The organism is Anaerolineales bacterium, from assembly GCA_015075625.1.
GTDB lineage: Bacteria > Chloroflexota > Anaerolineae > Aggregatilineales > UBA2796 > UBA2796.
On sequence record JABTTZ010000001.1, the window covers coordinates 853575 to 878859 of the forward strand.

Below are 25285 nucleotides of genomic sequence, written 5' to 3' on the forward strand. Positions count from 1 at the left end.
GGCTAACCACCCTCGCTCACTAGGCTACAAGAAGAAAGCGATTATAACGACGCCCGCAAAGACCTTCAAGGGATGCGTTTGTATTCCCCTTGGACTCAGCCTTTTCGCCAAGCAAAGGGATTAAACAGGCGTGGCGCAAAAGCTGGAACGGTGCGGATATAGTCGGCGTATTCGGGACGACGGTCTTTGATGTCCCGCTCCAACATGGCAACCCCAGAGACGCGCAGCAGAAGCCATGTCATGAGGATGGGGGCAAAAACGGTGAGCAGCCCAAAGGGGACACTCACGGCAACCAACCAATAGCCCCACCACATGGCTGAATTCCCGAAATAATTCGGGTGGCGGGAAAGCCCCCATAAGCCGCTGTTCAGCACCTTTCCCTTATTGGCGGGGTCGTTCTTGAAACGGGCAAGCTGAAGGTCGCTGACGGACTCAAAATAGAAGCCAACCCCCCATAACAGCGCTCCGGCAAGGTCAAAGAGGGTGATTGCGGCGGGTAGGGGGCTGTACTGCGCGGCAGCGGAGACGCCAGAGAGGATGCCCGCTACCACCCCTTGTGACCAAAAAACACTGAACAGGCTGACCAACCAATAGCGCTTGCCAACGCCCTCGCGCATCCGGGCATAGCGGTAGTCTTCGCCCCTGTGCTGGACGATCTTGCGCCATGTGAGGTAAAACGAGAGGCGGAAACCCCAGAGGGTGAACATCGCCGTGATCAGCAGCTTTCGCCCGCCATAGCCGCCGGGCGTTAGGGCGTAATGCGCCCACGCCGCCACCACAAAGGTCATCCCCCAAACAAGATCGATGATGCTCACATCTTTCAGAAAGACACTGATCACCCACATCAGGCTGAGGAAGATGAGGAGGATCGGGAAGGTGAGTAGGTAGAGTTCAAGGAAGGTCATGGTCCGTTTCTCCTATAGGAAATTATAGGGAAAACGCCCCTCGCTGCCCTATCCTTAGAGGCAGTCAATCGTCAAGTGGAAACTCTGACACATCAAAGGCGATCCCCGCCGCACGCAAGGCGAGGCGCTGTTGATCCCACATGGCTGTTTGGCGTTCGCGGCTATCGTGATCGTATCCCAACAGGTGCAGCGTCCCATGAATCACCAACAGGACGAACTCATCGGCACGATCATGCCCTTCGGCGGCGGCTTGTGACGCCGTGTAGGGATAGGCAAGGATCAGATCGCCCAAGTAAAGGGCGTCGTCCTCACCCGCCTCCGTGATAGCCGTTTGCAATTCTTGGGGGAGCGGTTCGGCAGGAAAAGAAAGAACATCCGTCGGCGCATCGACATCCCGATATTGGCGGTTCAGGTCACGCACGCCCTCATCGCCCATAACGATCACCGTGATCATCGTTCCTTTAGGCGCGTTGTGACGGGTAAGAACGTCAATCATCGCCGCCTGCATCCTATCCAGCGGGAGATCGGAAGCGCCGAATTCATCTTGAATGTCGATGATGTAGCCCTCTGCCGTCTGCCCAACGTTGTTGAGGTCGCTCACGGCATTGCCTCGTCTGTTGCTGCCGCCGAGAGAAGGGGGACTGCCCGCATCTCTTGGGTTGTGTTTTTCGTCACGGTGGGGTACATGATGCGGGGGTGGAACATCCCTTGTAGGCTGCTGACGAACACTTCCTGAATAATCCGCAAGTCTTTCACCGTTAAGCCGGAATCTTCCAACTGCCCACAGGTGAGGCGCGTGTGAATCAGATCGGCAATGACGCGCTCGATCTCGTCTTTGTCGTGACAGCGGCGCGAACGGACAATGGTCTCACTGGCATCGGCAAGCATCATGATCGCAGCTTCGCGGGTTTGTGGGCGCGGGCCCGGATAGGAAAAACGCTCCGCCCGCACCTTTGTTTCGTCACCGCCCATCTCTTGGAGTGCCTTATTGTAAAAGTAGATCACTTGGGTCGTTCCGTGATGCTGGGCGATAAAATCGACAATGGCTTGCGGAAGGTGATGTTTCCGCGCCATTTTGACCCCGTCAATGACATGGTTGATGATGATTCGGGCGCTTTCCTCTGGTTTTAGGCGGTCATGGGGGTTCACCGCCCCTTCCGCCTGATTTTCGACAAAGAAGGGCGGGGCAACCAGTTTTCCAATGTCATGATAAAGCGCTCCGATACGCACTAAGGGGGCATTTGCCTCAATGCGTTCGGCGGCAAGTTCGGCAAGGTTTGCCACTTGGAGGCTGTGTTGGTATGTCCCCGGCGCTTCACGCAGAAGGCGCTGGAGCAAGGGTTGGTTTGGTTGGGACAGTTCAATCAACTTCACGCCGGTGGGTAAGTTAAGCATATTGCTGACGAGATACAGCCCCACCAGACCCAAGCCCGCAGAGAGAACCCCGCTGAGCAGCGAGGCGGGAAGAAGCGCCAAGGTCCGCGAGACATCGGCATTGCGCCCTAACAACCCAAAGAGCAAGGTCAGCGACACATTGACAACGGCAATGGTCACCCCTGCCCCAAAATAGGCGCTGAGGTGTTCTTTGTGGCGCAGCGCCAACAACCCTGCCCCACCGCCCCCCGCCACCAATGCCGCGTACTCTAGCGATCCGCCGCTGATCACACCCATCATCGCCGCCAACGCTGCCGTCAGCGCCGCCGCAATGGGGAGTTCGACAAACGCAGCAACAATCAGGGTGAAGGCTGCCGCCGGATAAAGATGGTTTAAAATACCCGCATCGCCATTAAACAACCGTCCTCCGGCAAGAAAGATCAAGAATAGAATCCCGATCAGTGCCATGCGGGGTTGGTCGTTCACCAATTCTTGGTGAAAAATGTTGATGTATTTCAACATCAGGATGTAGAGCAAAAAGACAGAGAGGATCGCCGCCCCAAAAATACGCACCCGTTGATCATCGGGGCGCAGCAAGCCCAACTGGGTGAGCGCCTCCATATCGGCTTCGCTGACAATGGTCCCTGCCCGGACGACAATTTGCCCGGCGACAAAGCTGCGCGTGACCGGCTTTACGGCGTCGGCTGCCTTCGTTTTGGCCGCAGCCATACGTTCTTCGTTGTAGAACGTGTTGGGACGAATGAGCGCGGCAACCACCTTCACAATGAGGTCTGTATGCTCTTGGGGGACGGAAAAACTGATCAAGTTGGGAAGGTTGTTCACCACAGCCGTGACGCCATCTTCCCGAATCTCATTGCGCATGACGCGCTCTAAGATCGTCATCACTTGGGCATCAACAACCGTCCATGCCGTATCGGAAAGCGCCAGCAGCGCCCGATAATCTGTCTCGGTAAGAGGGACAAGGGTGTTCCTCAAAAGTTGAATCACACCGAGATCAAGGGAAATATCACTGCTGAGACGAGTCGTATTGATCTCATCCAAAAGTTTGCGCGTATATTGGACTTGCTCACGCAGGACGCCCGGGTTAGGCGGATCGTAGACCCGCGCCACCGTATCTGCGGCATTTTTGCGGGCAAGCGCGGTGAGAACTTGGCTTTCGTAGGTCAGACTGATAGGGGCGGTAATATCGCTAGGGGCAACCTGTCCGGCGGCTGACCCTGCCCCCGCTGTTGGAATCAAGGCGGGGGAGGCGACAATCAGCACCGCGCTGAGCAAAAAAGCAGCGGCAAGAATCACGGTGTTGATCCGCCGTAAGCTGACGGTTTGGTCGGCAAACATGGGTAACGCTTTCTACAATCGTTCTGTTCGGGGCAGCCTTAACCGTTCAAGACGGCTTTGACCACCTCGTTCACCAGTTTCCCATCAGCCCGCCCCTTAAGACGTGGGCTGAGGATTTTCATCACACTGCCCATGCCTTTCGCATCAGTGACGCCGGCTTCGGCAACCGCCTTACGCACTTCGATCTCAATTTCCTCCCGCGTTAGCTGCTGCGGCAAGTACGATTCAATAAGCGTCACTTCATACTGCTCTTTTTCGGCAATATCGCTGCGCCCTAGTTTTTCTGCTTCGGCAACGCTCTCGCGGCGTTTTTTGGCTTCCTTCTGAAGGAGCGTATACAGTTCGTCCTCGGTCAGCGTTTTTCGGGTGTCCACCTCAATCTGTTTAATCGCGCTGGTGAGCATCCGCAGCGCTTCGCGGCGGGGTACATCGCCCGCTTTCATCGCTACTTTCAAATCTTCGGTCAGTTTGTCTTTCGGGTGCATAACTACTTTCTATCGATTTAGATCTACCATCCCTCACTCCACATCATGTGAAGGGGAAAACCTTGCCGTCTCTGTTTGCCTCACTAACAAAGCGAGGGACAACGAGGCAAGAAAACGGTGGTATTGAAATGACCGTTATCCGGGAGGCCAGCTTAAGCGGCGACCCGCCAAGATATGGATATGGACGTGGGGAACATGCTGTCCGCCGTTCGTCCCCACATTCGTTATAAGACGATAGCCATCTCCAGCAAAGCCTTGTTCTTTGGCAATTTTCGCCGCCACAACGATCAGTTTTCCAAAGAGCGCGGCGTTCGTTTCGTCGGCGTCGTCGGCACTCTGGATGTGTTGGCGGGGAATCACTTGGATGTGTGTTGGTGCAGCAGGATAAATATCCCGAAAAGCAATGATTTCAGAGTCTTCATAGAGAAGGGTCGCCGGCATCTCGCTCCGGACGATTTTACAGAAAATGCAGTTGTCCACGCCGAGCATCCTTTCTCATGCCAAAACCATTCACACGCCTAATTGTATCACGTCATGGGGGGCTTTCGATTGGCAACTTCCCCGCCGCTTCCTGATCCACCAACCAGATGACGCGCCCCGCCTTGATAAGTTGTGCGGGAAGGCGTTCCGGCGCGTCCTCACCATAGAGTACCTCATAGAGGCGTTCCGCTTTTCCCACCCCACTGACAAGGAACATTACCACCTTTCCGGCATTAATCGCCGGAGGGGTGAGGGTGACACGCCACGAGTTTAGATGCTCGACATAGACGGGGGCAACCAAGCGTGCGGCTTCAAAGAGGAGCGGCGACCCCGGAAAAAGCGAGGCGGTATGCCCATCATCGCCCATCCCCAAGAGGATCAGATCGAAAATCACCCCGCCAACGACCCGCACATAGTGTTCCGCCCCTTCCTCTGGGGGAAGTTCGCCGTGAATGCGGTGAATATTGGCGGCGGGAAGATCAAGGCGCTCTAGAAGGGCATTTTTCGCTGTACCATAGTTGCTTGAGGAGGCATCTGGTGGCACGCAGCGCTCGTCGCCCCAATAGATATGCACTTTGTCCCAAGCGAGGCGGGTGCGCCATTCGGGGAGGGCAAGCAGGGCATACATGGGGATGGGCGTCCCACCGCCAGAGAGTGCGACATGAAACGTGCCTCGCTCAGCGATTGCTTCTCGCCCAATGCGGATAAATTCCGATGCCGCCGTCCATGCAAGGTCTGCGGCATCACGGGTGATCTGGATGTGGCGGGCGCTCACGGGCGTTAACCCCGGCGATCCTTACGCAAGAAGGTGGGAATGTCCAGATCATCGCCGGCGTAAGTGTCTTTTGCCCCGCTATCTTTATCACGTTCACGGGCGGGCGGGCGGGTCTCGCGTGCTTTGGGGGCTTCGCGGGTTGGTTCTTCACGCATTTCGCGTGTCTCCCGCTGTGTTTCGCGTGTCTCGCGCCCCTCCCGAACAGGGGGGGGGGGTTGCTCGCGGTAGCTTTCACGGGGGGCGGGTTCGATGCGTGCCGGTTCGCGGTATTGGTATTCCACTGGCTGCGGCTGCGTTCCCGTCTGGCGAATTCCCGGCACGGCAGAGCGTGGCGCATTGGCAGCATCTTGACGGCTAGGCAGGGAGGCATTCCCGCGCCAATCCGTCGCGGCGGGCTTTTGGACGGGGCGGCTGCTGAGGGGCGATTGCCGCTCAAAGCCCGTCGCAATGACGGTGATACGGACGTGATCACGCATGTTCGGGTCAATCACCGCCCCAAAGATCAATTGAACATCGGGGTGCGCTGTTTCGCGGATGATCGCGGCGGCTTCGTTCACCTCAAAGAGGCTCATATCGGGTCCGCCTGTCACATTGAACAAAATACCCCGTGCGCCGTCAATGGTCACATCAAGCAGGCTGCTGCTCACCGCAAGTTCAGCGGCTTTCCGGGCGCGGTCATCGCCAGAGGCTGTGCCAACCGCCATGAGTGCTGCCCCGCCTTCGCTCATGATTGTGCGCACATCGGCAAAGTCAAGGTTGATCAAGCCCGGGACGGTGATCACCTCGGAAATGCCCTGAATCCCTTGCCGCAAGACATCATCGGCAATGCGGAATGCCTCGTTAAGCGGAGTTTTCTTGTCCATAATTTGCAGGAGACGATCATTGGGGATCACAATGAGCGTATCGACCATACTTTTGAGGTCTTCAATGCCAGATTCGGCAGACTGATTGCGCCGTGCGCCCTCAAAGGTAAACGGACGGGTGACCACGCCAATGGTTAATGCGCCAAGTTCTTTGGCAACCTGTGCCACAACGGGCGCAGCGCCCGTCCCTGTCCCCCCACCCATCCCGCTGGTGATAAAGACCATATCCGCCCCACGCAGCGCCTCGTAGAGTTCGTCAGCGGATTCTTCCGCCGCTTTTCGCCCGATCTCTGGATTGCCACCCGCGCCAAGACCGCGTGTCAGTTTTTCGCCAATACGAATGCGCGTGCGGGCTTGGGCAAGGTTGAGCGCTTGGCTATCGGTGTTCACGGCGATAAAATCGACGCCGCCCAAGCCTTCTTCAATCATCCGATTTACGGCGTTACTACCCCCCCCACCGACCCCAACGACCTTAATCACAGCAAAATTGTTTTCCAGCGGCAGACCGTCCATAAGAGAGTTCTCCTTCAACGCCATCGCCCCCCGATGTGGTGTTTTCTAGGCGCGTCACCGCAGGGCGCAGTCCGAGATAAGGACTTTGACGAATAGTCCCATGAGTTGGTTTGTATTGTACGCCGGAAAAATGAAAAGTGAAACGATTTCTGCAACACTAGTACGAAAGTCCTACCGAATTCAAACAAGATACAACCCAACAAAGAGGGCATGTCCTCTTGATAGAAAGGGGCGTTATCAGGGGAGATTGGCAACCCTGCCGTCACTGAAGGGCGTCAAGAGGTGCGTTAGGAGGTAGAGGTGTCAGACGTTGGCGAGATCATCTTCTTCAGATCGCCCTCATGTTCATCGGCATGATCGATCAGGATTTGGATCATCGCGGCTATCGTCGTTTGCGATCCCCATGGTGAAAGGATTGCGGTGTGCAGGTTCTCGCTCGAGACAGTCTGAAGGGTGGCTTTCAACTGCTCCCGCGCCAATTCCCATTCCCGATAGACCTGCTCATAAGAGAGCGCCTCCCGTTCGGTGACGGATTGGGCATTGTAGAAATTCAAGCCCCGGTAGGCGGGGACGCCTGCCACACGCTTATCGAGGTAAGCGCGGATACAGGCGATCCCTGCTTCATCCCATCCGGTGAGATGGGCAAGAAATTCCTTGATCGACCTCCCTGGGTAAAGGATAGACGCTTTGGGGGCAATGGCATCGACAAGCATTTTGATCGTTTGGTGCGCGTGCGTTAAGCCCTGAATCAGGTGTTCGTGGTCGGCTAGGTCACTCATTGCCGTATGGCTTTCTCCATCACCCAGAATAGGGGCTAACACACGAGGCGCTGCCGGAATCGGTAAAACTGCCGCCTTCCACTGGGATAAACTCCCACGAATAGCTGCCCGGGGAGAGGACGAGGCGCAGAATACCGTGATTTTCGTTGCTGCGTGCTTCTGTCGCCCGCCATTTCGTGTTCAGGCGTGTTAGATAGCCGCCGCCTGTCCCCACCACAAATTGGCGTATCCCGTGCTTGGGATCAAGGTTCTTTGCCGAGTCCATGGGGGCAAAGCGTTCGTAATGGTGGGCATCCCCACTCAGGATCACATCCACCCCTGCCGTATAGAGGATGCGAAAGGCAGTTTTCATCCGTGAGGTTAAACCGCCCGCCCCGCTGCTGAAAACAGGGTGGTGAAAGTAGGCGAGGATGCACTCCGCAGGGTTGGCGGCAAGATCGTTGCGCAGCCATTCCATCTGCTCCGAGCGGCTGCTGGCATCGACCATGCTGTTCAGGGCGACGATGTGCCACGCCCCATAATTGAAACTGTACCAGCCCTTCTCCGCTTCCCCCGCCGCGGCGCCAAAGTATTCAAAATAGGCAGCGCCCCCATCAGGCACCCAATCATGATTCCCCGGCACAGGGCGAATACGATCTTTGTGGCGTCCCCATGTTGGCTCAAAGCAGTTGATATATTCCGTCATCGCGCCGCGTGTTTGGACATTATCACCGAGGGTGAGGATCAACCCCTCAGACTTATCAATGAGTTTTGCTGTTGCTTCGTCCGATTCATAGACACAGGCGGCAATATCGCCCGCCACAAGAAGAACAGCGTCTTGAGCGTGCGCCGGATATGCCGTGCCGAGATGGGCAAAGGCAACAACGATCAACAAGAGGGTGAGGGTGCATCGTTTACGCATTGGCTAGGGATGGATACTCAGTGGGGTGAGGAGGATGGTCATCAGCGCTCCCGCCACAATGGGAAGGAGAAAGGCAATCCGAAACAATTTGTTGTCGTAACGCAAGTGCATGAAGTATTCAACGACCAACCATGCCTTTGTGAACATCAGCCCAATAAGGAGCGGATAGCGCAGACCGGGCAGGTAAATGACGAGCAGTTCGGCAATGGTAAGCGCCGCCAACGCCCCAAAGATGACGAAATACGTCCCTTCGCTGGCGTGCCGTTCGTTATGGGTGTGATCGGCGTGATCAGACTGCGTGGTGTGTTCCATGTGGCGTGATCCTCTGATCCTCAGAGCAAGTAAACTATGGTGAAAATGAAAATCCAGACGACATCGACAAAGTGCCAGTACAGCCCGTAGTATTCGACGCCGAAGCTGTTATCCTTCGTGTAAACGCCGTTCAGCCCTTTGTTCAAGACGATGAACAGCCACCCCAAGCCGATCAAGACGTGGGTGGCGTGGAAGCCGGTGAGGGTGAAGAAGGCAAAGCCGAACGGTCCGCTGTTGAGCGTCACGCCCTCATGGGTCAGATGAGAATATTCGACCATCATGATCAGGAAAAAGGCGATGCCCGCTAGCAAATTGAGGACAAGGCTGCGCTGAAACTTGACAATGTTCCCATTGTGAAGCGCCCCTTGCGCCCGCGCCACAAAATAGCTGCTAGCCAAGAGGACAAAACTGTTCAGGCTGGTTAGGGGGATATTCAACAGCGCGTGTTCTTCGGGATGTGTCCCCCGCGCCCAAACGTAGGTGGCGATCAAGACGGTGAAAAACATGACCTCTGAGGCAAGAAACAGCCACATGGCTAACTTGCTGTTATCTTTGCTAAAGGGTGCAACCTCATGATGATCGGCGTGGGCGTGTGCCTCGGCGTGTGCCGCCGCTGCTGGGAGAGCCGTCTCTTGCTGCATGGTAATCCTTCGTGTGCTGCGCGTTATGTTATTTTACAGATTTTACACGTCAAAAACTGAGGCGATAGTAATCATAAACAGTCTTGTTGTCAAGGAAAGAGCGCCCCGCTCAGCCCTCCTTTGCCTAGCGGCGGGAGACGCTTTTTTTGACAAAACTGGCAAAAGGAAAGACAAGTTTTGCTGCTTTTACATCGCCACTGCGCAAGGCTGCTTCGTTTGCCGTCTCAAAATCGCGGTGCATATGTTGAACAAAGGCAATTTGCCTGACAACAGGCTCATGGCTGAAAAGCATAACGACAACGCTCAACCGCCCCGGCACAATAAGCGCCCACGCCGTCGGCATTTGTCTGATCTGAAAATCGGGCGAATCGCCCTTCTCTAAGGCAGCAAACATAACCCGAATGGCAGGGAGGACAGACTCCGGGTTGAGGATGTATTCGCCTAGTGTTTCCAACGGCTGCGGATCGTTGTAGAGGTACACCGCTGCGGCTTGGGCAATCCCCGTCAATTTTTTGCGGAGGGCGATGGTCTCCATACTAGAGGCATTCGGCAACCCGCCAGCTTCAACCTCCTCCAACATGGCGCTGGCAAGGTTCAGTTGCATTTGGTAATGCTCATAAATGCTGTAAAACTGTTCGCGGTTGATGTCGCCTGCCGCAAATTCATCGGCAATACGGCGCATTTTCGCCTGAATTTGGTCGATCAGGGATTTCGCTTCTGTGACAGATTTGTTCGCTGATGCCCCTGAGAACACGGTATGCCCCCTGTTAAAACACTAAAGCGATAAGCGATTTCTAGGTTGTGTTGACAGTATAATTCCCGTAGGGGCGCAAGGCACTGCGCCCATCGCCGCCGTGAGCGCCCGCCGCTAAAGCAGCGGGCTAGGAGTAGTCACCCCTGCGAGGCTTGGAACCCCTAATCCCCACCCCGTAAACAAGGAGAGAGACTCTCTCCCCCTTTCCCTGCCTACGGGGACAGGGGTTCTGAACCCCCAAAGGTCAAGACACCCTAGCTTCCCACATTCGAGAGCAATACAAGTAGGGATATGACATTTAGAAGGGCAAGGACGCCAACGATGCCCAGTGTCTTTATGTCCGTTTTTCCGCCCCCAAAAGTGATTTCCTCAGGGATCATGGCAAACCGCCGATCTGTTGTTGCGGAGAGGCTTGCCGCTGCACTTGGGTTTCCCCCGCTGGTAATCGTTGCCCCACCACTGACAATGCCGGCGCGAACAGGATCATAACTAGGGGCAATATCGCCCAAATCATCAGGGTCGAACATGGTCAACCCCCCAGAGAAATCAAAATTGTTCGTATTCCCTATCCCATAAGCAGGTTCAGGGTCAGCGGCAGGTTGATCGTAGCCCTCGGTTTCATAGGTGGCATAGCTCCCGGCGCTATCGTATCCTCCAGAGGAATCATAGCTCTGGACTGGCGTTTCGTAGCTGCTTAGGTAGCCAGCGTCGTAGGGGGCGGCTGGCGGCGGTGCAGCCGCACTATCGAAATTTCCACTCATCGAAAACGAATCAAAGGGGTTTGGTGCAGCAGAGGGCGGCGGCGAGGCATACCCTGACGATCCGGCGGGCGCATTGCTGCCAATTCCAGACTGATAGCTCTCATCATACCCCGTGCTGGCACTATAGTCATAGGTTTCTACCGTCCCTGCGCCATAGGGAGAATAGTCGCTGCTAGGGGTTGGCGATTGACTGTAATCGTAGGAATCGTAATTATAGGGATCGTAGCTGCCTGTGCTGCTTGTCGTTGGGGATGTGGTCGCCCCATAGTCTTGATAGCCGCCGTAGGGATCGTTTGGTTCAGCGGCGGGCGCTGCCGAAAATGGTCCGGCTGTGCTGCTGTAATCGCTGGCAAAAACGTTCCCGCCGCCTGACCCACTGCCAATCGGCAAACTTGCCAACCAATCGTCATATTCGGCATCCGTCGGCTGCTGAACGTGCTTTCCGCTGCCCGCTGCTGGAATACCGCCACCGCCCCAATCCATACTGGTTGGGGTGGCAGAGGGGGATTTTGGCGGGGGGTTCTTTGCTGCTTTTTGGGCTTGGAGTGTCTCAATCCCTTTGCGTGCTTTTTGGTTACCCGGGTTCACGGTGAGGACGTTCTGAAGGCAGATGATCTGCTCATCAATTGTTTCCACACAGCCGCTCAACCACAACCACGCCTGTTCATGGCGTTCATCTTGCTCTACCACATGTTCCAAGATACGCCGTGCTTCTTGGCGTTTACTCGCCTTCAGCGCCGCCACTGCTTGTTGGACAAGGAAATCAAGCTGACTCATCGTGCCTCTTCCTAATCTTCAATATCACCGATGATTCCCTGCAACATGGCATCATCAAAAGAGATCGTATCTGAGTTTCCTAACCCCTCTGCCCCAATACGATCCGGGTCAAAAAGGGCATCCGCCTGATCAAGATCGATCTGATCGAGTTGGTCAAAGAGGGACATATCCATGTTAATTTCGGGCGCGGGCGGCTCGGCGGCACGCCCACGCCGGGGGGGGCGCTCTGGCTCAACATGTTTGCGCACCTCCCGCGAATCGCTGGCGCGGCTTGGTGGAGGGGGTTCAGCACGCACGGCGGGAACTTCTTGAGTCATGGTTCGGCGGCGCTTCGGCATTTCGGCGGGGGCTGCCTGCGGGGTGGGAATCGACGGACGCGGGTCAAAGGCAACCTGCCCAATCACCTTTAGCATGTCGTTCACCGCAGTAAACCCATAGCGTTTGACATTCCCTAAGGCGCTGGCAGGGGCATTCCCCTCAAAGACGAGGGCGAGGTAATGGTGCAACCCCACCGCCAATCCAAACAACACAGATCGCTCGCCCTCATAGAATTTCAACACACGGGGCTGTTCGCCAACGATGGGGAGCATTTTCATTGTGCTACCAAAGCCCGGCGCAAGCGCTTCGGCAAGTAGATCACGATCAAAATAGCCGGCTGCCCCCGCATAGGTAAGCACCTTCCCGTTGCGATCTGCAAGGACAATAGCCATCGCCCCAACATCGCGCATGAGGCGGAGCATCACAGGCTTGATCGGTTCATCGTTCAAGCCAGGGACGGGGATAATTTCTTCGGGCTTTGTTTCTTTGGTCACCGCTTCGGGTCCGTCAAGGGCAACCCGTAGTTCGCGGATGAATAATTCCGGGGCAAAGGGGCGCCGTAAATAGGCAAACATCGCCCCGGCGCGATCTTCCTCATCCAGTTCAGGATCATCTTCATCGGCAACCACGATGATCGGCAAGGCGGCGAGTTCTCGTTTGGCGGTGATTGCCACCATCGCGCCGTTCATCGTCCCCGCAATGCCTTGTGCGGTGATCAAAATATCTGGTGAACTGATTTTGAGCTCAGAGAGGGCATCATCGCCTGTATAGGTTTCGATCAGACGCGGACGCCTCCCCATAAGTTCCATCGCGGCACGCACGATCTGATGCAGGTTCTGTCTGGCGTCAACAACGATGATTCGCGGGTTTAATTGGGGCATGGCGTTCTACATATCCTTGCCTAAGCCTAATGTTTTGGGGAACACTCCCTTTCATTATAGCTTATGTAAGCTCGAACGCATCTCAAAGCCGTTGCAAAAGGGGAGAGTCAGAGGGCAGTTAGAGTCAGAGACTATGGAGGGGGTGCCTCCGTTGGGGCAAGGGGTGGGATTGTTGTGGTGCCATCTGGAATCGGTTGGGGTCGTAAGTTGTTCAGCGCCCGCAGGCTGATCTCACCATAGCCGAGGAAGATGGTGAAGACGAACGCCGCCGCTAGGGGAAGCCACCATACTGATTTTTGGGGGGGATTTTTTGCCGAGGTCGTCTGTGAGCCAATATCGGGACTGTTTAGCACGCGAATCACCTGAAGGGCGGCGAAGGCGAGAAACCCCAAAAAAGCCGCTGCCAGCAGCCAGCGCCCCTCAAAAAGCTGCCCAGGATCGTTTTGGCGTTCTCCCCCCAACCAGTAGAACAGATCAAATTCAGCTTGCGTCCGTTCGATCAAGGGGCGTACTGCTCCCCACCCTCCAGCGAGGGCAATTCCCCCCCACGCTGAGCGAGTGGCATAGCTGGTATAGGCGGCGAACCCGCCCACCAGCCACCACGCGGGGATGGCTGCCATGCCGAATTCTGTTGCCACCAGACCAAACAGACCAAAGAGGAAGGCGGCTAGGATAGCCCCACGTCCACGCCCTAAACGCCCCGCTGCTGACTGAAAAAAGCCCCACATGAATATGCCCTGACACAGTGGGACAATCACCCCTAATTGAAGGGCGACAATGGCAGGACGCGCCGCATCGGTGAGCGGCTGCGGAGTGGCTAACGCGCCAACACCCACCGTTAACCCATAGGTGGCAACATAGAGAATCCATGTCGCCGGCAGCCATAACAGCACCCCGATCCCAATACACCAAACAAACTGCCAAAGGTGCAGCCCGCGCCCTAGAATCGTCGCGAGGGCTGTTTGGCTCAATGCCAGTGCCAAAACCGTCCCCCCTCCGGCAAAGATGAGGGCGGCGACAAACCGCACCAATCCGCTTTCAATGCCCTGTCCCAACCCGATCACGAGGCTTGCCGTCCCCACAAAGGCGATCAGGTAGAGCAGGCTGGCGGCGAAAAGGGGCGGCGGCGTGCCAATGTGTTGATCCGTTAGATCGGTCATTGTCGCTTAGTGCCGTGCTTCCCATTCGCGCATCATCGCGGCGAGGAATTCCCGTACATCGGGGTCAACAATATCGCCAATACTTTCGTAGTAATGCCCGTCAACCTCAATGATCACGCCTTGATCGTGCGAGGGGCGAATGTGGATGCTGCGCACGGCAAACTCAGGGTGCGCCAAGAGCTTAAACTGAAGGAATTCTTCAACCGCCTCGGCAATACCAGCCGGACTTTCCGGCTCGGCGGTTGTTCCCCGCCGTCCAAACACACTTCGTTTGGGTTTGCTCTCCGCCGCCTCATAGGTTGCGGTGCGCGTTTTCATGCTTCCGGGCAGCCCGCTGCTTGCATCAGGCATTTCTAGGGCGGGGCGTCCCCCCCCACCAATGGAGGGCGAGGGGGGGAATCCCTCGCTCATGGCGAGAAGTTCGCGCAGAATCGTGTTGAACCGCCGTTGCAAGTCAGGGTTGCGAATCTCGCCAGCGGCACGGTAGTGTGTCCCGCCCATTTGAATGATCAAACTTCCGTCGTTGAGGTCGCGCCATAGGCGCATCACCTCTACGGAATCACCGAGGTCACTCATCGTCGGCTCAGCGGGCATAGGAATTGTCCTTTCCTGTGAAATGGCTGGTACAGAGGCGGGTGGGGGCGGCGTGGCGAGAATTTCCGCTTCGATAAACGTTTCTTCTCGATGCCCTTCTGAATCTGTGTGAAGGGGGGGGATTGGCGTCCCCACCCCCAACAAGAGATCAAGATCGGGTTCGGGAAGGGGCGCGAGCATCTCGCCGGGGGATGGGAGTGCTGCCCGTAATGCGTTCAACATGCCCCCACCGCGCTTTGTTTCGCGGGGTTGCGCCGGAATGGGCGAGGGGGCGACATGCGGCGGACGCAGCCCGCTCGGTTTGCTTGGTGGGCTATAGGGCAAGCCCATTCGCTCGGCACGGGCGCGGCGGCGGCGTTCGGCGGCACGACGAAAGACAAGCGTCATGGCAAAAATATAAAGCACTCCAAAGACTACCGGAGCAATCAAAATGGGCAGCGGAATTTGCTGCAAAAAATCGAAATCGCCTGAGCCGCTCACGGTACGTTTTCTCCTCCCTTTACCTTTGCTGCTTTTACCGCTTTCTTGGGGTGGGTGTCCTTCGGCGCGGGTTGGCAGGTTGGGCAGAAGTGCGTTCCTCGCCCACCAACGCGGATCGTGGTGATTGGCGTCCCACAATCAGGGCAGGGAAGGTGTTCGTTCCCCCGCGCCCGATACACCTTAAAATGATTCTGCATTTCCCCCGCCGCGCCTTGCGGGTCACGATACCACCCGATGGTTGCCCCGTTGTGGGCAATGCCGGCGTTCAACACAGCGCGGATCGCGCTGTGCAGTGCGGTGCTTTCTTTGGTACTAAGGCTGTCTGCTTTACGCAGAGGGTGCAGCCGCGCTTGGTGCAAGGCTTCGTCGGCATAGATGTTGCCGACTCCAGCGATGAACGATTGATCAAGCAAGAGCGCTTTTAGAACGCCGCTGCGCCCGTTTAGCCGTGCTTGGAACGCCGCCGCCGTAAAGGAATCTTCTAACGGTTCGGGACCCAAATCGGGCAAGACTTCGGCAGGATCGCCGCACAGATAGACCCGCCCAAAACGCCGCGAGTCCGAAAAGCGCAGTTCCCGCCCATCATCCAAGGGGAAATGCACGCGCAGCCAGCGATCAAAGGGATTCATCTCCCCCACTGGCACAACATACAAATGCCCAGTCATCTTCAGATGGACAATCAGCGTATCCCGATCCAACCGAAAGAGGAGATATTTTGCCCGCCGTTCCACGGCTTGAACGCTTTGCCCGACAATGCGGCTTGCCATTGCCTCGTGGGGGAGGTTCGTCATGCTGCGGGTAGGGCGGGGAAAAGAGGCGGTTTGGATCGTTCGCCCCACCAGCATTGGGCGCAGCACCCGTACAACAGTTTCGACTTCAGGTAATTCTGGCATAACCCCAATTGTAGCACGGGGGAGGGGGAAGGCGATTGTCCAAAAGGTGTCAACATCTGTTATTACATGCCGTACCCTCACTGGCTGGACGGCAACCAGCCTTCTTACAAGAAGGACGGGCGTCGTTCGTTTGCCCTTGATCACCACCGCCTGCCCATCGGTAAGTCTATCGTGATAAGCGGGACAGTCAATCACTGAGGGGTCAATCTCGTTGAAAAATGCTGTAGGATGCCTGTGAGGATGAGTATCTGTAGAAAGCCGACTCGCTGACTCTTGATTCCCCTCCGCTCTTGGGCTATTATGGCTCGGTTGGTAAACACGAACATTCGAGACCTAACCAATGACTCAAAATGCGACCTTAATTACCGCCCTAAACATGATTCAAGTCCTTGTCTCGATAGGGTTGGTGGTGGTGATCATCCTTCAGGCAAAAGGGAGCGGGATCGGTAATTTGCTCGGCGGCGGGGACACCGGTTTGGGCATTGCCAAAACACGGCGTGGTTTGGAGAAAACGCTCTTTCAGATCACGATTTTTCTTGCCGGGGTGTTCCTCATTGTGGCGATTATTCGCCTGATGCTTCAGAACTAACCACACTCTACATGCGACAAGGCAACCGCCTGCCCCTTGCGGCACTGCTGTTTTCGCTCATCCTTCTCGGCGTGGTTGTTCTCACACGCCCCGCCGAGACCCCATCGGTGACGCTTACCCCTACACGGCGGGTCACCAGTGCGGTGACGATCATCGCCGCCATTCCACCCACCCCCACCGCCGCCCCAACCTTCACCCCGGCGCCCACGCTCCCTCCCCGTCCGGTGGACACGACGACGCTCAATGAAGCAGTGATCACCCCCACCTGTTTTCTCAAGGTGAATCCGCTCTTGGCTGGCTATAATGCTGCCGATAGAGACGCCGCCGCGCTCATTTTTGAAGGGCTAATGACCCTTGATCCCTATGGAGCGCCCATTCCCCTCCTCGCAGCGGAGACGCCGCGTATCTCCGGCGATGGGCTTACCTATGTGATCCGCCTTCGCCAAGATGTCCGCTGGCAGGATGGCGAGCCGTTCAGTGCCGATGATGTCGCTTATACCATTGCCCTGATGCAAGACCCTGCCTTCCCCGGCGCCGCCGAACTCTATACCTTTTGGCGGACGGTGGAACTTGATGTCCTCGATCCCTACACGGTACGTTTTACGTTGGCACAACCGCTAGGGATATTTTTAGATTATTTGCGGATTGGAATCTTGCCCGAACACGCCTTGCGCGGGACAAGCGGCGAGGCGCTGCGCACGCACCCCTTTAACCTTGCCCCGATTGGGACGGGCGCCTATCAATTCGATGGATTGATTGGCGATGGCACACGGCTTACCGGATTGCGCTTGCGGCGGGCGACGACCCACACGGCGCGTCCCGAAGGCGCATCAGGCTACAGCGTGACGACGATCACGCTGCGTTGTTACCCCACGTGGGAGGATGCCATTGCTGCCTACAGTCGCGGGGACGTTCTGACCATCAGTGACATTCCCTCAAGCGTGGTCAACCAGATCAGCAGTTTGCCGCTGTTGCCGCTTGCCGCCTACCGTCCCGCGCTAGGGGCGGTAATTTACAACTACACTCGTGATTCGGTAGCGTTTTTCCGCGATCAACGGATGCGTCGGGCGTTGGCATTGGCAACAGATCGCCAAACGCTGGTGACGAATTATCTGAAAGATCGGGCAATTGTTGCCGATAGCCCTATTTTGCCCAACTCATGGGCATATGCGCCGGGGGCGAACTGCCCTACCTATAACCCGGATAGCCCAAGCGCCGCCCGCGATTCCCTGTCTCTTGTCCAGATTACGCCGCCGCCCGATCCAAATACCGGCGTAACACCCTCTGAATACCGCTTTGAACTGCTTGTCCCGAATGATGCGGGGTTGGCAGCCCTGGCACAGGCAATGAGCGATGGCTGGCGCGAACGCTTGAGTATTCGCGTTGATCTTGTCGTGGTGGACGCGACCACCTTTCGGGAACGGTTGATCGCGGGCAGTTTCGATGCGGCTCTTGTTGAACTGAACCTTGCCCCTAGCGCCGATCCCGACCCTTACAGCTTGTGGCGGCAAATGCCTAGCGAAGGGGGGTTGAACTTTGGCGGCTTGAGTGATCGGCTGATTGCTGAACTGGTGGAGGAAGGGCGCATGGCAACGGGCGCCGTGCGTGTCGATGTCTACCGTCGTTTCCAACAAACCTTTTGTGACCGCGCCTCGGCGTTGGTGATCTATTTTCCGGTGACCTATTACGGGGTAGATACCCTTCTTTCCGGCGTACAGCTTGGCTTTCTCAGCCAGCCAGGGGATCGTTTCCGAACCCTTCGTGAGTGGGTAATCGCCCCCTCCCGCTAAACGGCACCGAACACAAAGAAGGGCGACTGATGCACACCCGGACATTTGCGCTGCCCCTTCCCGACAGCATCGATCACGCCGATTTAGTCACGCGGCGGGAACGGTTGCTGTTGATTCTCGCCGCCTTCTTTGTAGGGGTTGCCCATGTGGGAACAACCCTCGCCCGCCGTCTGCCGCCGGGCGAACTTTGGACATTCGCCGTGTGGCTGGCTGCCGCCCTGTTGGGGACGCGCTTCCTCAACCGCCGCCTTCCCCACCGCGACCCCTACCTTTTTCCTGTTGTCATGCTCCTTAGTGGGTGGAGTCTTGCCCTTTTGGAGCGCGTTGCCCCTGTCTTTTCGGGGCGGCAGACCCTCTGGCTGATCGTTGCTGTGGGGATGCTCCTCCTTGTGACTGCACTCTCTGCCGACCTCCGCTGGTTAAGCGGCTATCGCTACCTCTGGTTGGGCGGTGGGTTGGCGCTCCTTGCCGTGACGATCATCGCCGGACGTAACCCCACCGACCACGGCCCGCGCTTGTGGCTGGGCGTGGAGGGCGTATTTTTCCAACCCTCTGAACTGTTGAAGATTATCCTTGTCGTGTTCATTGCCAGCTACTTTGCTGAACACCGCCTCTATACGCTTGGGAGCGGGCGGGCGGCGGCCGGAGAACCCCGTTCATTGGTGTGGCTTGCCCGCTTTTTTGCCCCCCTCGCCCTGATGTGGGGAATCAGCGTCGTCATTCTTATTTGGCAGCGCGATCTTGGCACGGCGGCGCTTTTCTTCCTTGTGTTCCTCGCTATGCTCTACTTGGCTCAGGGGCGGGCGACCCTTCTCGTCGGTGGGTTGGGGTTGTTTGCCATTGTCGGGATGATTGCCTACCTTGCCGTTGATCTCGTCCGGTTGCGGATTGATATCTGGCTTAACCCCTGGCGCGACCCACGAGGGGACGCCTTTCAGATTGTCCAAAGCCTTATGGCGGTGGCATCTGGCGGCTTGTTTGGTCAGGGGGCGGGGCATGGCTCGCCCACCTATGTCCCCGTTGTCCACTCCGATTTTATCTTTGCAGCGGTGGCGGAAGAATGGGGGTTGATCGGCGGATTGGCAGTGGTTATGTTGATCGCCTTCCTCGTCTTGCGTGGGCTGCGCCTTGCCATGCTGCACAGTGGACGACCCTTCCGCGCCTATCTTGCCGCTGGCATCAGCCTGATGATCGGTATCCAAAGCATCTTAATTTTAGGGGGTATTTTGAAGGTGATCCCGCTCACGGGCGTCACTCTCCCCTTTTTAAGCTACGGGGGAAGTTCCCTTCTGATTAGTTTTGTGATGATTGGGCTGCTGCTCGTCCTGAGCGCGGAGGTCTGACCGTGCCGCCTATGAACCATCGCCTGATGGGAATTGCTGCCGCGCTGCTCATCGCTTTTGGGATCATCGCCTTTAGTTTGACCTATTGGGGTGTTTTTGCCCCCGATCTGCTCAACCGTGAGGATAACCCCCGTCGGGTAGAGGCAGAACGGGCAATTGGGCGGGGGGCAATCTATGATCGCGCCGGAGAGCGCCTTGCTTGGTCAGATGAAGTGGGCGTTTCCCCTTCTGGGCTGCCCGTTTTTGTCCGCAGCTACAGCCCCACCCCGCAGCCCTTTGCGGTGATTGGCTACGCCAGTCTGCGCTATGGGGTGGGGGGAATCGAAGCTGCTTTTGACCCCGAACTGCGCGGAACGCTAGGGCGGGCGGAATCGGATCGCTTTTGGGGGGAATTTTTCCACCAACCACCGCACGGCGCGTCCCTCCAGCTCACGCTCGATGCTGACCTTCAGCGTCGTCTTTATGCCGCCTTTGGCAGCAGGCATGGCGCTGCTGTTGTCATTGAACTTCCCAGTGGGGCGGTACGTGCGCTGGTTACTGTGCCGGGCGTTGACCCGTCTGTGTTGGAAAACACCTTTGAGACATTGGCAAAAGACCCCGCCGCGCCCCTTCTGAATCGGGCGCTGCAAGGCGATTACCAACCCGGGGGGGCGCTTCAGCCGTTGATCCTCGCCGCCCTTCTAAACGCTGATCCAGCGCCGCCACCCATTCCAACTGAGGCGGGCGATCCCTCCGCCACACTGACGATTGGGGCGCTTCGTCTGGCGTGTCTGAGTGTTCCCCCCACCCCTTTAGAAACGCTTGATCAGGCGCTTCGCTATGGGTGTCCCACCCCGTTTGCCGCCGCCTTTGCCGCCGATTGGGAGCGTGCCGATGAGGTTTGGGCGACGCTCACCAACATGGGGCTGACCCAAACGCCAAGCCTCTCTCGGCTGCCAACTGCCAGTGGGCGTATTCCCGCCGTGTGGGGTGAACTCGGTGACCCTCTGCGCCTTCAGCGCGAGGTTGTTGGGCAAGGGGCGCTCACGGTGACGCCGCTTCAAATGGCGCTTGCCACTGCCATTCTTGCCCAAGATGGGGCGGCGCTAACCCCCTATCTGGTGACAGCCGTCTATCCCCCCGAACGCGATGCGACAGCAGATATTACCCGTTATGGCGAAGCACCGTCACCCTACAGCCTGACGCCGCTCCCGCTTGAGACGGCAGTAATTACCGCGGCGGCGGCGGGGGGGGTGCGGGCGGCAATGCCACCCCAAGCGGGCGTCGATCATGCCCACACCGCCATTGCCTATACCGGTGCATCGTCTCAAGTGTGGTTTTTGGGGTTTGGCGAAAGCCCCGATGGGCGCACATGGGTGATCGCTATCGTCGTTGAAGAATCGGATCAGGTAGATGAGGCTGTGCGCGTTGCAGCGGCGGGCTTTCGCTAATTCATCTAGGGGTGTGTCTGTTCCGCCTTCCCCAATCCGTTGGGACTCGTGCTACACTTTCCCCCACTGCGATGCGTCACTGGCATGAATCGAGGATTTCCGCCGATGAGCGATCTTGACCCCGCCACCCTCACCACCCTGCGCACGATCCTTGCCCCTAAATTGACTGACGAAGACACGCGCCGAATGCTTGTTGCCAGTGCCTTTGGCGCAGCCCATACCTTAGTGACGCAGATTACCTATGATGGCAATGCCGCCAATTGGGTGGTGAATACCTTCACCGAGGTTGCCAGTTACGACTTTCCTGATGGGGAGTACGCTTGTTGGAAATTGGTCAAGACCGCGCTTGGGTTTAAGAATTGGTTTGGGAAAACAGATACGGAAGCGCTCTTGGTGCTTGCCCCTAAACTTCAACCCGGAATTACCGAGGCAGCCATTGCCCTTGTCCGCCAGACGCCCACCGCGCCGCCGCCAGCCCTCCCCATCATCGACCCCACCATCATTCCCGCCATAGGGAACTTCCCAGAAAAATTGCCCGGTGCGGTATGGCTGTCTGTTGACACCGGAACAGTGACCATTGAACAAGGGCGCAGCAGCGCATCCGCCGTCTACAGCATCACCCCCCTCGACACGCTGAACGTCGAAGCCTTTGCCATTGCCCGCCTGTTGGTGACGAACGCCGATTTTCAGCGCTTTGAGAACGCCGCCGATGGCTACCGTTATCCGCTGTGGTGGGATTTTTCCCCAGGGGCAAAACTGTGGCGAGAGCGCAACCCGGAAGCAAAACCGACAGCCTTCGCAGGCGAAAAACTTCCGCGCACAAACCTCTCGTGGTATGAAGCCGTCGCCTATACGCGCTGGCTGACCCACCACCTGAACGAGGGCGGGAGGGAGGTTCGCCTTCCCACCGAGGCGGAATGGCAGCTAGCGGCGGGGGGAGGGAAGGGACTCATCTATCCCTATGGCAATGGGTTTGACCGCGCCAAATGCAACACAGCAGAGAGCGGGCGAAAGCAGCCGACGGCGGTTGAAACCTACAAGACAATGGGCGAAAGCCCCTGTGGGGCGTTGGATATGGCGGGGAATGTGTGGGAGTGGTGTTTAAATACGCCCAGTGATCCAGCGGGCATGATTTTGAGTGGAACATTGGTACGGGCAGCGCGTGGCGGATCCTATTACGACTCAGCGGATAGCGCCCGCACGGGCTATCGGGCGCGGTATGACCCCGGTACGCGAGCGCAAACCATTGGGATGCGGCTCATCGTCGCCGCCAAAGAATGACCGACAGACCGCTGCGCTCTAAAAGCGCACTCGCGTTCGCAATTTTCCGAGGCTAAGGTCATCTTTGTCGCGCAGGACACGCTCCCCATTGGGGATCAATTTCCGCCCGTTGAGGAATGTTCCATTGGTGCTGTTCAAATCAATGACGTAGATCAGATCGCCCTTCCGTTTGATGCGCACATGGAGGCGCGAAACGCCATATTCTTCAGCCCGAAACGAGGACAGATCAACAGTGGGTTGAAGGGTATCTGTTCCATGCCGCCGCCCAATGACGACTTCCTCACCTGGGGGAAGTTGAATCACCTCGCCACTAATCTCAAGGTAAATAGGCTTTTGTCCCGCCCCGGCATCCCCCGCCAGACGGTCTGATTTTGGGGGGGCAACTTCTTCCATTTTGTGGGTGCGCCCGCCGGTGACAAGGGGGGCGCCGCAGTTTCCACACACGAGTTCGCCCATGAGGAAGGGCGCCCCGCAGTTGACACATTTGAAGGTTGTGGGGTTTGTGGCGTCCGTCATGATTGCCCTTTGCTTACAGCATTTTTCAAGGAGATTGACCCCTTCGTGGTTGATAGCCCCGCTTATCACGATATACTTGCCGATGGGCTAGGCGGTGGTGATCTAAAGGGTAAACGAACAACGCCCGCCCTTCTTGTAAGAAGGCTGGTTGCAGCCCAACCAGTGAGGGTACTGCAATAAATACTCTTCAATGAACATCATTCACTACCCTCGGCGGGCATCAACGGATGAAACCAGAGGCGTCGATTCGTTTTCACCTTTGGGTTGCGGTGATTTCAGTAATCCTAGAAGGTGAAAGGGTGAAAACGTTATTGAGTATATGCGTTTTGCCGTTTTCGTCAATCTTTCCATACCCTCAACGGGCATGGACGGGTGAACACGTGTACAAAAAGAGGGGGGAGTTGCGAACGCTTAAACGACATCATTACAAAACCGCCGGAACTCGCACGAGATGCACTTATTCACCTGATCCGTTGGCGGGGGCATGTGTTCACCATCGGCAATCCAACGCATTGTTTCGAGGGCTTTTTTCACCGAGTTGCGAAGCCCCCCTGTAATTGCCACCGATTCGGCTTGACGCACTGTGATCAGGTAGAGATATCCTTTCGTCACCGGTAGACCAAAGATTTCCTCTAACATCATCCCATAAGCTGCCACTTGTGCCTTGAAGTGCGTCCCCGCCGTCCGGCTCAGCTTGTAATCTACAGGGATCAGCGTGCGCGTTGGCGTCGCTACCTCAATCACTTCGTCAATCTTCCCACTCAAACCCAACTTAGGGGCAATCAGAGTGACATTGAAGTGGCGCACCCCGCCCTCACTGTCCATTGCCTCCAACTCACGCCGTACTGCCCGCTTTGGCTCGTCCTCGTGCGCTTCTTTCCCCATCGCCATTTTTGCGGTGGTGGGGCGCACCTCCGGCAGACAGGTATGGTAATAATGGGTACGTGGGCAATAGAGATACTGCTTTAGATCCGTTACCCGGAACAACCGTGCTTCTTGGTCGGTCTCAGCCATCAGACGCTTCCTCTGGGCGGGGTTCCCCTTCCTGAGCAATTTCCATTCGCGCCGCCCAATCCTTAGCACAAATCGGAATCAATTGGATTTTTCCGCCGCCCCCGCTCTTGCGCAAAACACGTTCCAAGCGCATGAACAGTTCCTCTTGAAGGGTGTGTGTCAAGCGCCCAATGAAGGCGCTGAACTGCGTCCGATCCAGCCCGTAATCGAGGCAGGTATCGGCAATCTTTGCCCGCGCCTTGTCATCAGTAATGTCATAAACCAACAAAATGTTCATCATGGGTGTCACCATGTCGCCTTGAATGGCTCATAAAGGGGTCGTTCGCGCCGCAGAAAGGCAGCCAGCTTTCGGGCTTGCTGTTGAATTACCATCCGCAGGGGGTAACTTTTTCCCTCATGGCGAACCCCGGCATCCAAGTGCGCCAAGACCTTCTCAGCAAGGCTGCGGCAAATCTCTGGTTTGAGATTCCCCCCCTCATCTTGATCTACCTTGAAATGGCGGTTCGCCAGACCGAAAACGACGCGATCCACTGCTGTCTGGCGGAATTCTTCAATCAGATCGAGGACAAGGCTAGGTTTGCCAGGGCGGTCTGCGTGCATGAATCCGGCATAGGGATCAAGCCCTGCCACAACCAACGCCTGCTCCACCTTCCCGTAGAGAATCCCATAGCCGTAATTAAGAAGGCTGTTTACCGGATCGGTAGCCCCTCGCGTTTGGCGGCTTGTCCAGTTGTATTCAGCGGGGATCACCGCCCGAATCGCCCCCCAATAGGCTTTTGCGGCACTCCCCTCCACCGCCATAAGCCGTTCCCGAACAGCCTCCACCGTCTCTCCATCAAGGCGTTCTAAACTGGCAAGGTGATCCAAAATCGCCATATCCGCCTGACAAAGCTGCTCATAGGCATCGGGGGCGCTCTCTTTGCGCGTCTTTGCCATATAGCGCAAGGTGATCGCTTGGTTTTCGATTTTCCCCGCGGCAAATGCCAACGCCGCATCCCGCCCGCGTTGATCACCATAAGCGTAAAGCTGTTCCCGGCGGGTGAGGATTGTCCCGCCCAAACCCGCCGCATAGACCGTCCCATAGGTATGCCCCGACGGGTTGCAGAAAAAGATGGGGATTCCCCGTTCGGCACATTCAGCAATCACATCCGATGAAATACCCACACCCTTGCTGGCAACCAACACCGATTGCAAGTGCATGAGCGGCGCCTCGCAGAGCTTTTCATCGGCTTTCGTCACCCGCAGGCGTTCGCTGTGCTTGCTGATAAACGCCCCATACGTTTCCACCACGAGATGTTCCACAATTGCCATGCTGCA

At 56.9% G+C, this 25285-nt stretch carries 26 protein-coding genes; 5 read left to right on the forward strand and 21 right to left on the reverse strand.

Annotated elements, in window-relative coordinates; all coding sequences use genetic code 11:
- Positions 1-95 precede the first annotated feature (95 nt).
- From HS103_03585 to mutM, 17 genes are all read right to left on the reverse strand, one after another.
- Positions 96-905 carry a DUF1295 domain-containing protein gene (locus tag HS103_03585; GenBank protein ID MBE7511884.1) on the reverse strand — a complete coding sequence of 270 codons (810 nt, stop codon included), beginning with the start codon at positions 903-905 and terminating at the stop codon, positions 96-98.
- A gap of 64 nt (positions 906-969) precedes the next feature.
- On the reverse strand, positions 970-1506 hold the full coding sequence (gene ybeY, locus HS103_03590; protein MBE7511885.1) for an rRNA maturation RNase YbeY: 537 nt from the start codon (positions 1504-1506) through the stop codon (positions 970-972).
- Positions 1503-3638, reverse strand: a complete 2136-nt coding sequence (locus HS103_03595) for an HDIG domain-containing protein (protein MBE7511886.1) — start codon at positions 3636-3638, stop codon at positions 1503-1505. The genes ybeY and HS103_03595 overlap by 4 nt, the downstream gene beginning before the upstream one ends.
- Before the next feature lie 38 nt (positions 3639-3676).
- Positions 3677-4123 (reverse strand): GatB/YqeY domain-containing protein, encoded by a 447-nt coding sequence (locus HS103_03600; protein ID MBE7511887.1) that lies wholly within the window; start codon positions 4121-4123, stop codon positions 3677-3679.
- A 135-nt stretch (positions 4124-4258) separates the two neighbouring features.
- On the reverse strand, positions 4259-4612 hold the full coding sequence (locus tag HS103_03605) for a histidine triad nucleotide-binding protein (protein ID MBE7511888.1): 354 nt from the start codon (positions 4610-4612) through the stop codon (positions 4259-4261).
- Between the two features lie 43 nt (positions 4613-4655).
- Positions 4656-5363 (reverse strand): 6-phosphogluconolactonase, encoded by a 708-nt coding sequence (gene pgl, locus HS103_03610; protein ID MBE7511889.1) that lies wholly within the window; start codon positions 5361-5363, stop codon positions 4656-4658.
- Positions 5364-5383: 20 nt separating this feature from the next.
- The gene (gene ftsZ / locus HS103_03615; GenBank protein ID MBE7511890.1) at positions 5384-6754 is read right to left on the reverse strand and encodes a cell division protein FtsZ; all 1371 of its coding nucleotides are present in this window, start codon (positions 6752-6754) and stop codon (positions 5384-5386) included.
- Positions 6755-7041: 287 nt separating this feature from the next.
- Positions 7042-7533 carry a ClbS/DfsB family four-helix bundle protein gene (locus tag HS103_03620; protein ID MBE7511891.1) on the reverse strand — a complete coding sequence of 164 codons (492 nt, stop codon included), beginning with the start codon at positions 7531-7533 and terminating at the stop codon, positions 7042-7044.
- A gap of 19 nt (positions 7534-7552) precedes the next feature.
- Positions 7553-8434: a metallophosphoesterase gene (locus HS103_03625; GenBank protein MBE7511892.1), complete on the reverse strand. Its 882-nt coding sequence runs from the start codon at positions 8432-8434 to the stop codon at positions 7553-7555.
- Positions 8435-8437: 3 nt separating this feature from the next.
- Positions 8438-8746: a cytochrome C oxidase subunit IV family protein gene (locus tag HS103_03630; GenBank protein ID MBE7511893.1), complete on the reverse strand. Its 309-nt coding sequence runs from the start codon at positions 8744-8746 to the stop codon at positions 8438-8440.
- 20 nt (positions 8747-8766) lie between these two features.
- Positions 8767-9387, reverse strand: coding sequence for a heme-copper oxidase subunit III (locus HS103_03635; protein MBE7511894.1), 621 nt, complete (start codon positions 9385-9387; stop codon positions 8767-8769).
- 124 nt (positions 9388-9511) lie between these two features.
- The gene (locus HS103_03640) at positions 9512-10141 is read right to left on the reverse strand and encodes a hypothetical protein (GenBank protein ID MBE7511895.1); all 630 of its coding nucleotides are present in this window, start codon (positions 10139-10141) and stop codon (positions 9512-9514) included.
- Positions 10142-10395: 254 nt separating this feature from the next.
- A complete protein-coding gene (locus HS103_03645; protein ID MBE7511896.1) occupies positions 10396-11679 on the reverse strand; it encodes a hypothetical protein in 1284 nt (427 codons plus the stop codon).
- Positions 11680-11690: 11 nt separating this feature from the next.
- Entirely contained in the window at positions 11691-12878 is a 1188-nt protein-coding gene (locus HS103_03650; protein MBE7511897.1) for a hypothetical protein, read from the reverse strand.
- Positions 12879-13009: 131 nt separating this feature from the next.
- Entirely contained in the window at positions 13010-14038 is a 1029-nt protein-coding gene (locus HS103_03655) for a hypothetical protein (protein ID MBE7511898.1), read from the reverse strand.
- A 6-nt stretch (positions 14039-14044) separates the two neighbouring features.
- The gene (locus HS103_03660; GenBank protein MBE7511899.1) at positions 14045-15112 is read right to left on the reverse strand and encodes a hypothetical protein; all 1068 of its coding nucleotides are present in this window, start codon (positions 15110-15112) and stop codon (positions 14045-14047) included.
- Positions 15109-16005, reverse strand: a complete 897-nt coding sequence (gene mutM / locus HS103_03665) for a bifunctional DNA-formamidopyrimidine glycosylase/DNA-(apurinic or apyrimidinic site) lyase (protein ID MBE7511900.1) — start codon at positions 16003-16005, stop codon at positions 15109-15111. The genes HS103_03660 and mutM overlap by 4 nt, the downstream gene beginning before the upstream one ends.
- A 340-nt stretch (positions 16006-16345) precedes the next feature.
- Between mutM and secG the strand changes: the two genes are divergently transcribed.
- The 5 genes from secG (at position 16346) to HS103_03690 (ending at position 22438) form a co-directional block, all read left to right on the forward strand.
- The gene (gene secG / locus HS103_03670; protein ID MBE7511901.1) at positions 16346-16594 is read left to right on the forward strand and encodes a preprotein translocase subunit SecG; all 249 of its coding nucleotides are present in this window, start codon (positions 16346-16348) and stop codon (positions 16592-16594) included.
- An 11-nt stretch (positions 16595-16605) separates the two neighbouring features.
- On the forward strand, positions 16606-18384 hold the full coding sequence (locus HS103_03675) for a hypothetical protein (GenBank protein ID MBE7511902.1): 1779 nt from the start codon (positions 16606-16608) through the stop codon (positions 18382-18384).
- 29 nt (positions 18385-18413) lie between these two features.
- Positions 18414-19727 carry an FtsW/RodA/SpoVE family cell cycle protein gene (locus HS103_03680; GenBank protein ID MBE7511903.1) on the forward strand — a complete coding sequence of 438 codons (1314 nt, stop codon included), beginning with the start codon at positions 18414-18416 and terminating at the stop codon, positions 19725-19727.
- 2 nt (positions 19728-19729) lie between these two features.
- Positions 19730-21157, forward strand: a complete 1428-nt coding sequence (locus HS103_03685; protein MBE7511904.1) for a hypothetical protein — start codon at positions 19730-19732, stop codon at positions 21155-21157.
- Between the two features lie 105 nt (positions 21158-21262).
- Positions 21263-22438, forward strand: coding sequence for an SUMF1/EgtB/PvdO family nonheme iron enzyme (locus HS103_03690; protein MBE7511905.1), 1176 nt, complete (start codon positions 21263-21265; stop codon positions 22436-22438).
- Between the two features lie 18 nt (positions 22439-22456).
- Here HS103_03690 and HS103_03695 read toward each other — a convergent pair whose 3' ends face one another.
- The 4 genes from HS103_03695 to cas1 all read right to left on the reverse strand — a co-directional run bounded on the left by HS103_03695 (position 22457) and on the right by cas1 (position 25279).
- Positions 22457-22954 carry an FHA domain-containing protein gene (locus HS103_03695; protein MBE7511906.1) on the reverse strand — a complete coding sequence of 166 codons (498 nt, stop codon included), beginning with the start codon at positions 22952-22954 and terminating at the stop codon, positions 22457-22459.
- A 411-nt stretch (positions 22955-23365) separates the two neighbouring features.
- Positions 23366-23968, reverse strand: a complete 603-nt coding sequence (cas4, locus tag HS103_03700) for a CRISPR-associated protein Cas4 (GenBank protein MBE7511907.1) — start codon at positions 23966-23968, stop codon at positions 23366-23368.
- Entirely contained in the window at positions 23961-24245 is a 285-nt protein-coding gene (gene cas2, locus HS103_03705) for a CRISPR-associated endonuclease Cas2 (protein ID MBE7511908.1), read from the reverse strand. Before cas2 ends, cas4 begins: the two co-directional genes overlap by 8 nt.
- Positions 24246-24253: 8 nt before the next feature.
- On the reverse strand, positions 24254-25279 hold the full coding sequence (gene cas1, locus HS103_03710; protein MBE7511909.1) for a CRISPR-associated endonuclease Cas1: 1026 nt from the start codon (positions 25277-25279) through the stop codon (positions 24254-24256).
- Positions 25280-25285: the final 6 nt, after the last annotated feature.

What these genes read in the sequence shown, in the direction of transcription:
- HS103_03595 (MBE7511886.1), bottom strand. Translation starts at nt 3,638, where the DNA reads ATGTTTGCCGACCAAACCGTCAGCTTACGGCGGATCAACACCGTGATT.
- HS103_03635 (MBE7511894.1), bottom strand. Translation starts at nt 9,387, where the DNA reads ATGCAGCAAGAGACGGCTCTCCCAGCAGCGGCGGCACACGCCGAGGCA.
- HS103_03585 (MBE7511884.1), bottom strand. Translation starts at nt 905, where the DNA reads ATGACCTTCCTTGAACTCTACCTACTCACCTTCCCGATCCTCCTCATC.
- cas4 (MBE7511907.1), bottom strand. Translation starts at nt 23,968, where the DNA reads ATGGCTGAGACCGACCAAGAAGCACGGTTGTTCCGGGTAACGGATCTA.
- HS103_03680 (MBE7511903.1), top strand. Translation starts at nt 18,414, where the DNA reads ATGCACACCCGGACATTTGCGCTGCCCCTTCCCGACAGCATCGATCAC.
- mutM (MBE7511900.1), bottom strand. Translation starts at nt 16,005, where the DNA reads ATGCCAGAATTACCTGAAGTCGAAACTGTTGTACGGGTGCTGCGCCCA.
- secG (MBE7511901.1), top strand. Translation starts at nt 16,346, where the DNA reads ATGACTCAAAATGCGACCTTAATTACCGCCCTAAACATGATTCAAGTC.
- cas1 (MBE7511909.1), bottom strand. Translation starts at nt 25,279, where the DNA reads ATGGCAATTGTGGAACATCTCGTGGTGGAAACGTATGGGGCGTTTATC.
- HS103_03620 (MBE7511891.1), bottom strand. Translation starts at nt 7,533, where the DNA reads ATGAGTGACCTAGCCGACCACGAACACCTGATTCAGGGCTTAACGCAC.
- cas2 (MBE7511908.1), bottom strand. Translation starts at nt 24,245, where the DNA reads ATGAACATTTTGTTGGTTTATGACATTACTGATGACAAGGCGCGGGCA.
- HS103_03695 (MBE7511906.1), bottom strand. Translation starts at nt 22,954, where the DNA reads ATGACGGACGCCACAAACCCCACAACCTTCAAATGTGTCAACTGCGGG.
- ftsZ (MBE7511890.1), bottom strand. Translation starts at nt 6,754, where the DNA reads ATGGACGGTCTGCCGCTGGAAAACAATTTTGCTGTGATTAAGGTCGTT.
- HS103_03605 (MBE7511888.1), bottom strand. Translation starts at nt 4,612, where the DNA reads ATGCTCGGCGTGGACAACTGCATTTTCTGTAAAATCGTCCGGAGCGAG.
- HS103_03675 (MBE7511902.1), top strand. Translation starts at nt 16,606, where the DNA reads ATGCGACAAGGCAACCGCCTGCCCCTTGCGGCACTGCTGTTTTCGCTC.
- HS103_03645 (MBE7511896.1), bottom strand. Translation starts at nt 11,679, where the DNA reads ATGAGTCAGCTTGATTTCCTTGTCCAACAAGCAGTGGCGGCGCTGAAG.
- HS103_03600 (MBE7511887.1), bottom strand. Translation starts at nt 4,123, where the DNA reads ATGCACCCGAAAGACAAACTGACCGAAGATTTGAAAGTAGCGATGAAA.
- HS103_03690 (MBE7511905.1), top strand. Translation starts at nt 21,263, where the DNA reads ATGAGCGATCTTGACCCCGCCACCCTCACCACCCTGCGCACGATCCTT.
- HS103_03625 (MBE7511892.1), bottom strand. Translation starts at nt 8,434, where the DNA reads ATGCGTAAACGATGCACCCTCACCCTCTTGTTGATCGTTGTTGCCTTT.
- HS103_03655 (MBE7511898.1), bottom strand. Translation starts at nt 14,038, where the DNA reads ATGACCGATCTAACGGATCAACACATTGGCACGCCGCCGCCCCTTTTC.
- HS103_03650 (MBE7511897.1), bottom strand. Translation starts at nt 12,878, where the DNA reads ATGCCCCAATTAAACCCGCGAATCATCGTTGTTGACGCCAGACAGAAC.
- HS103_03630 (MBE7511893.1), bottom strand. Translation starts at nt 8,746, where the DNA reads ATGGAACACACCACGCAGTCTGATCACGCCGATCACACCCATAACGAA.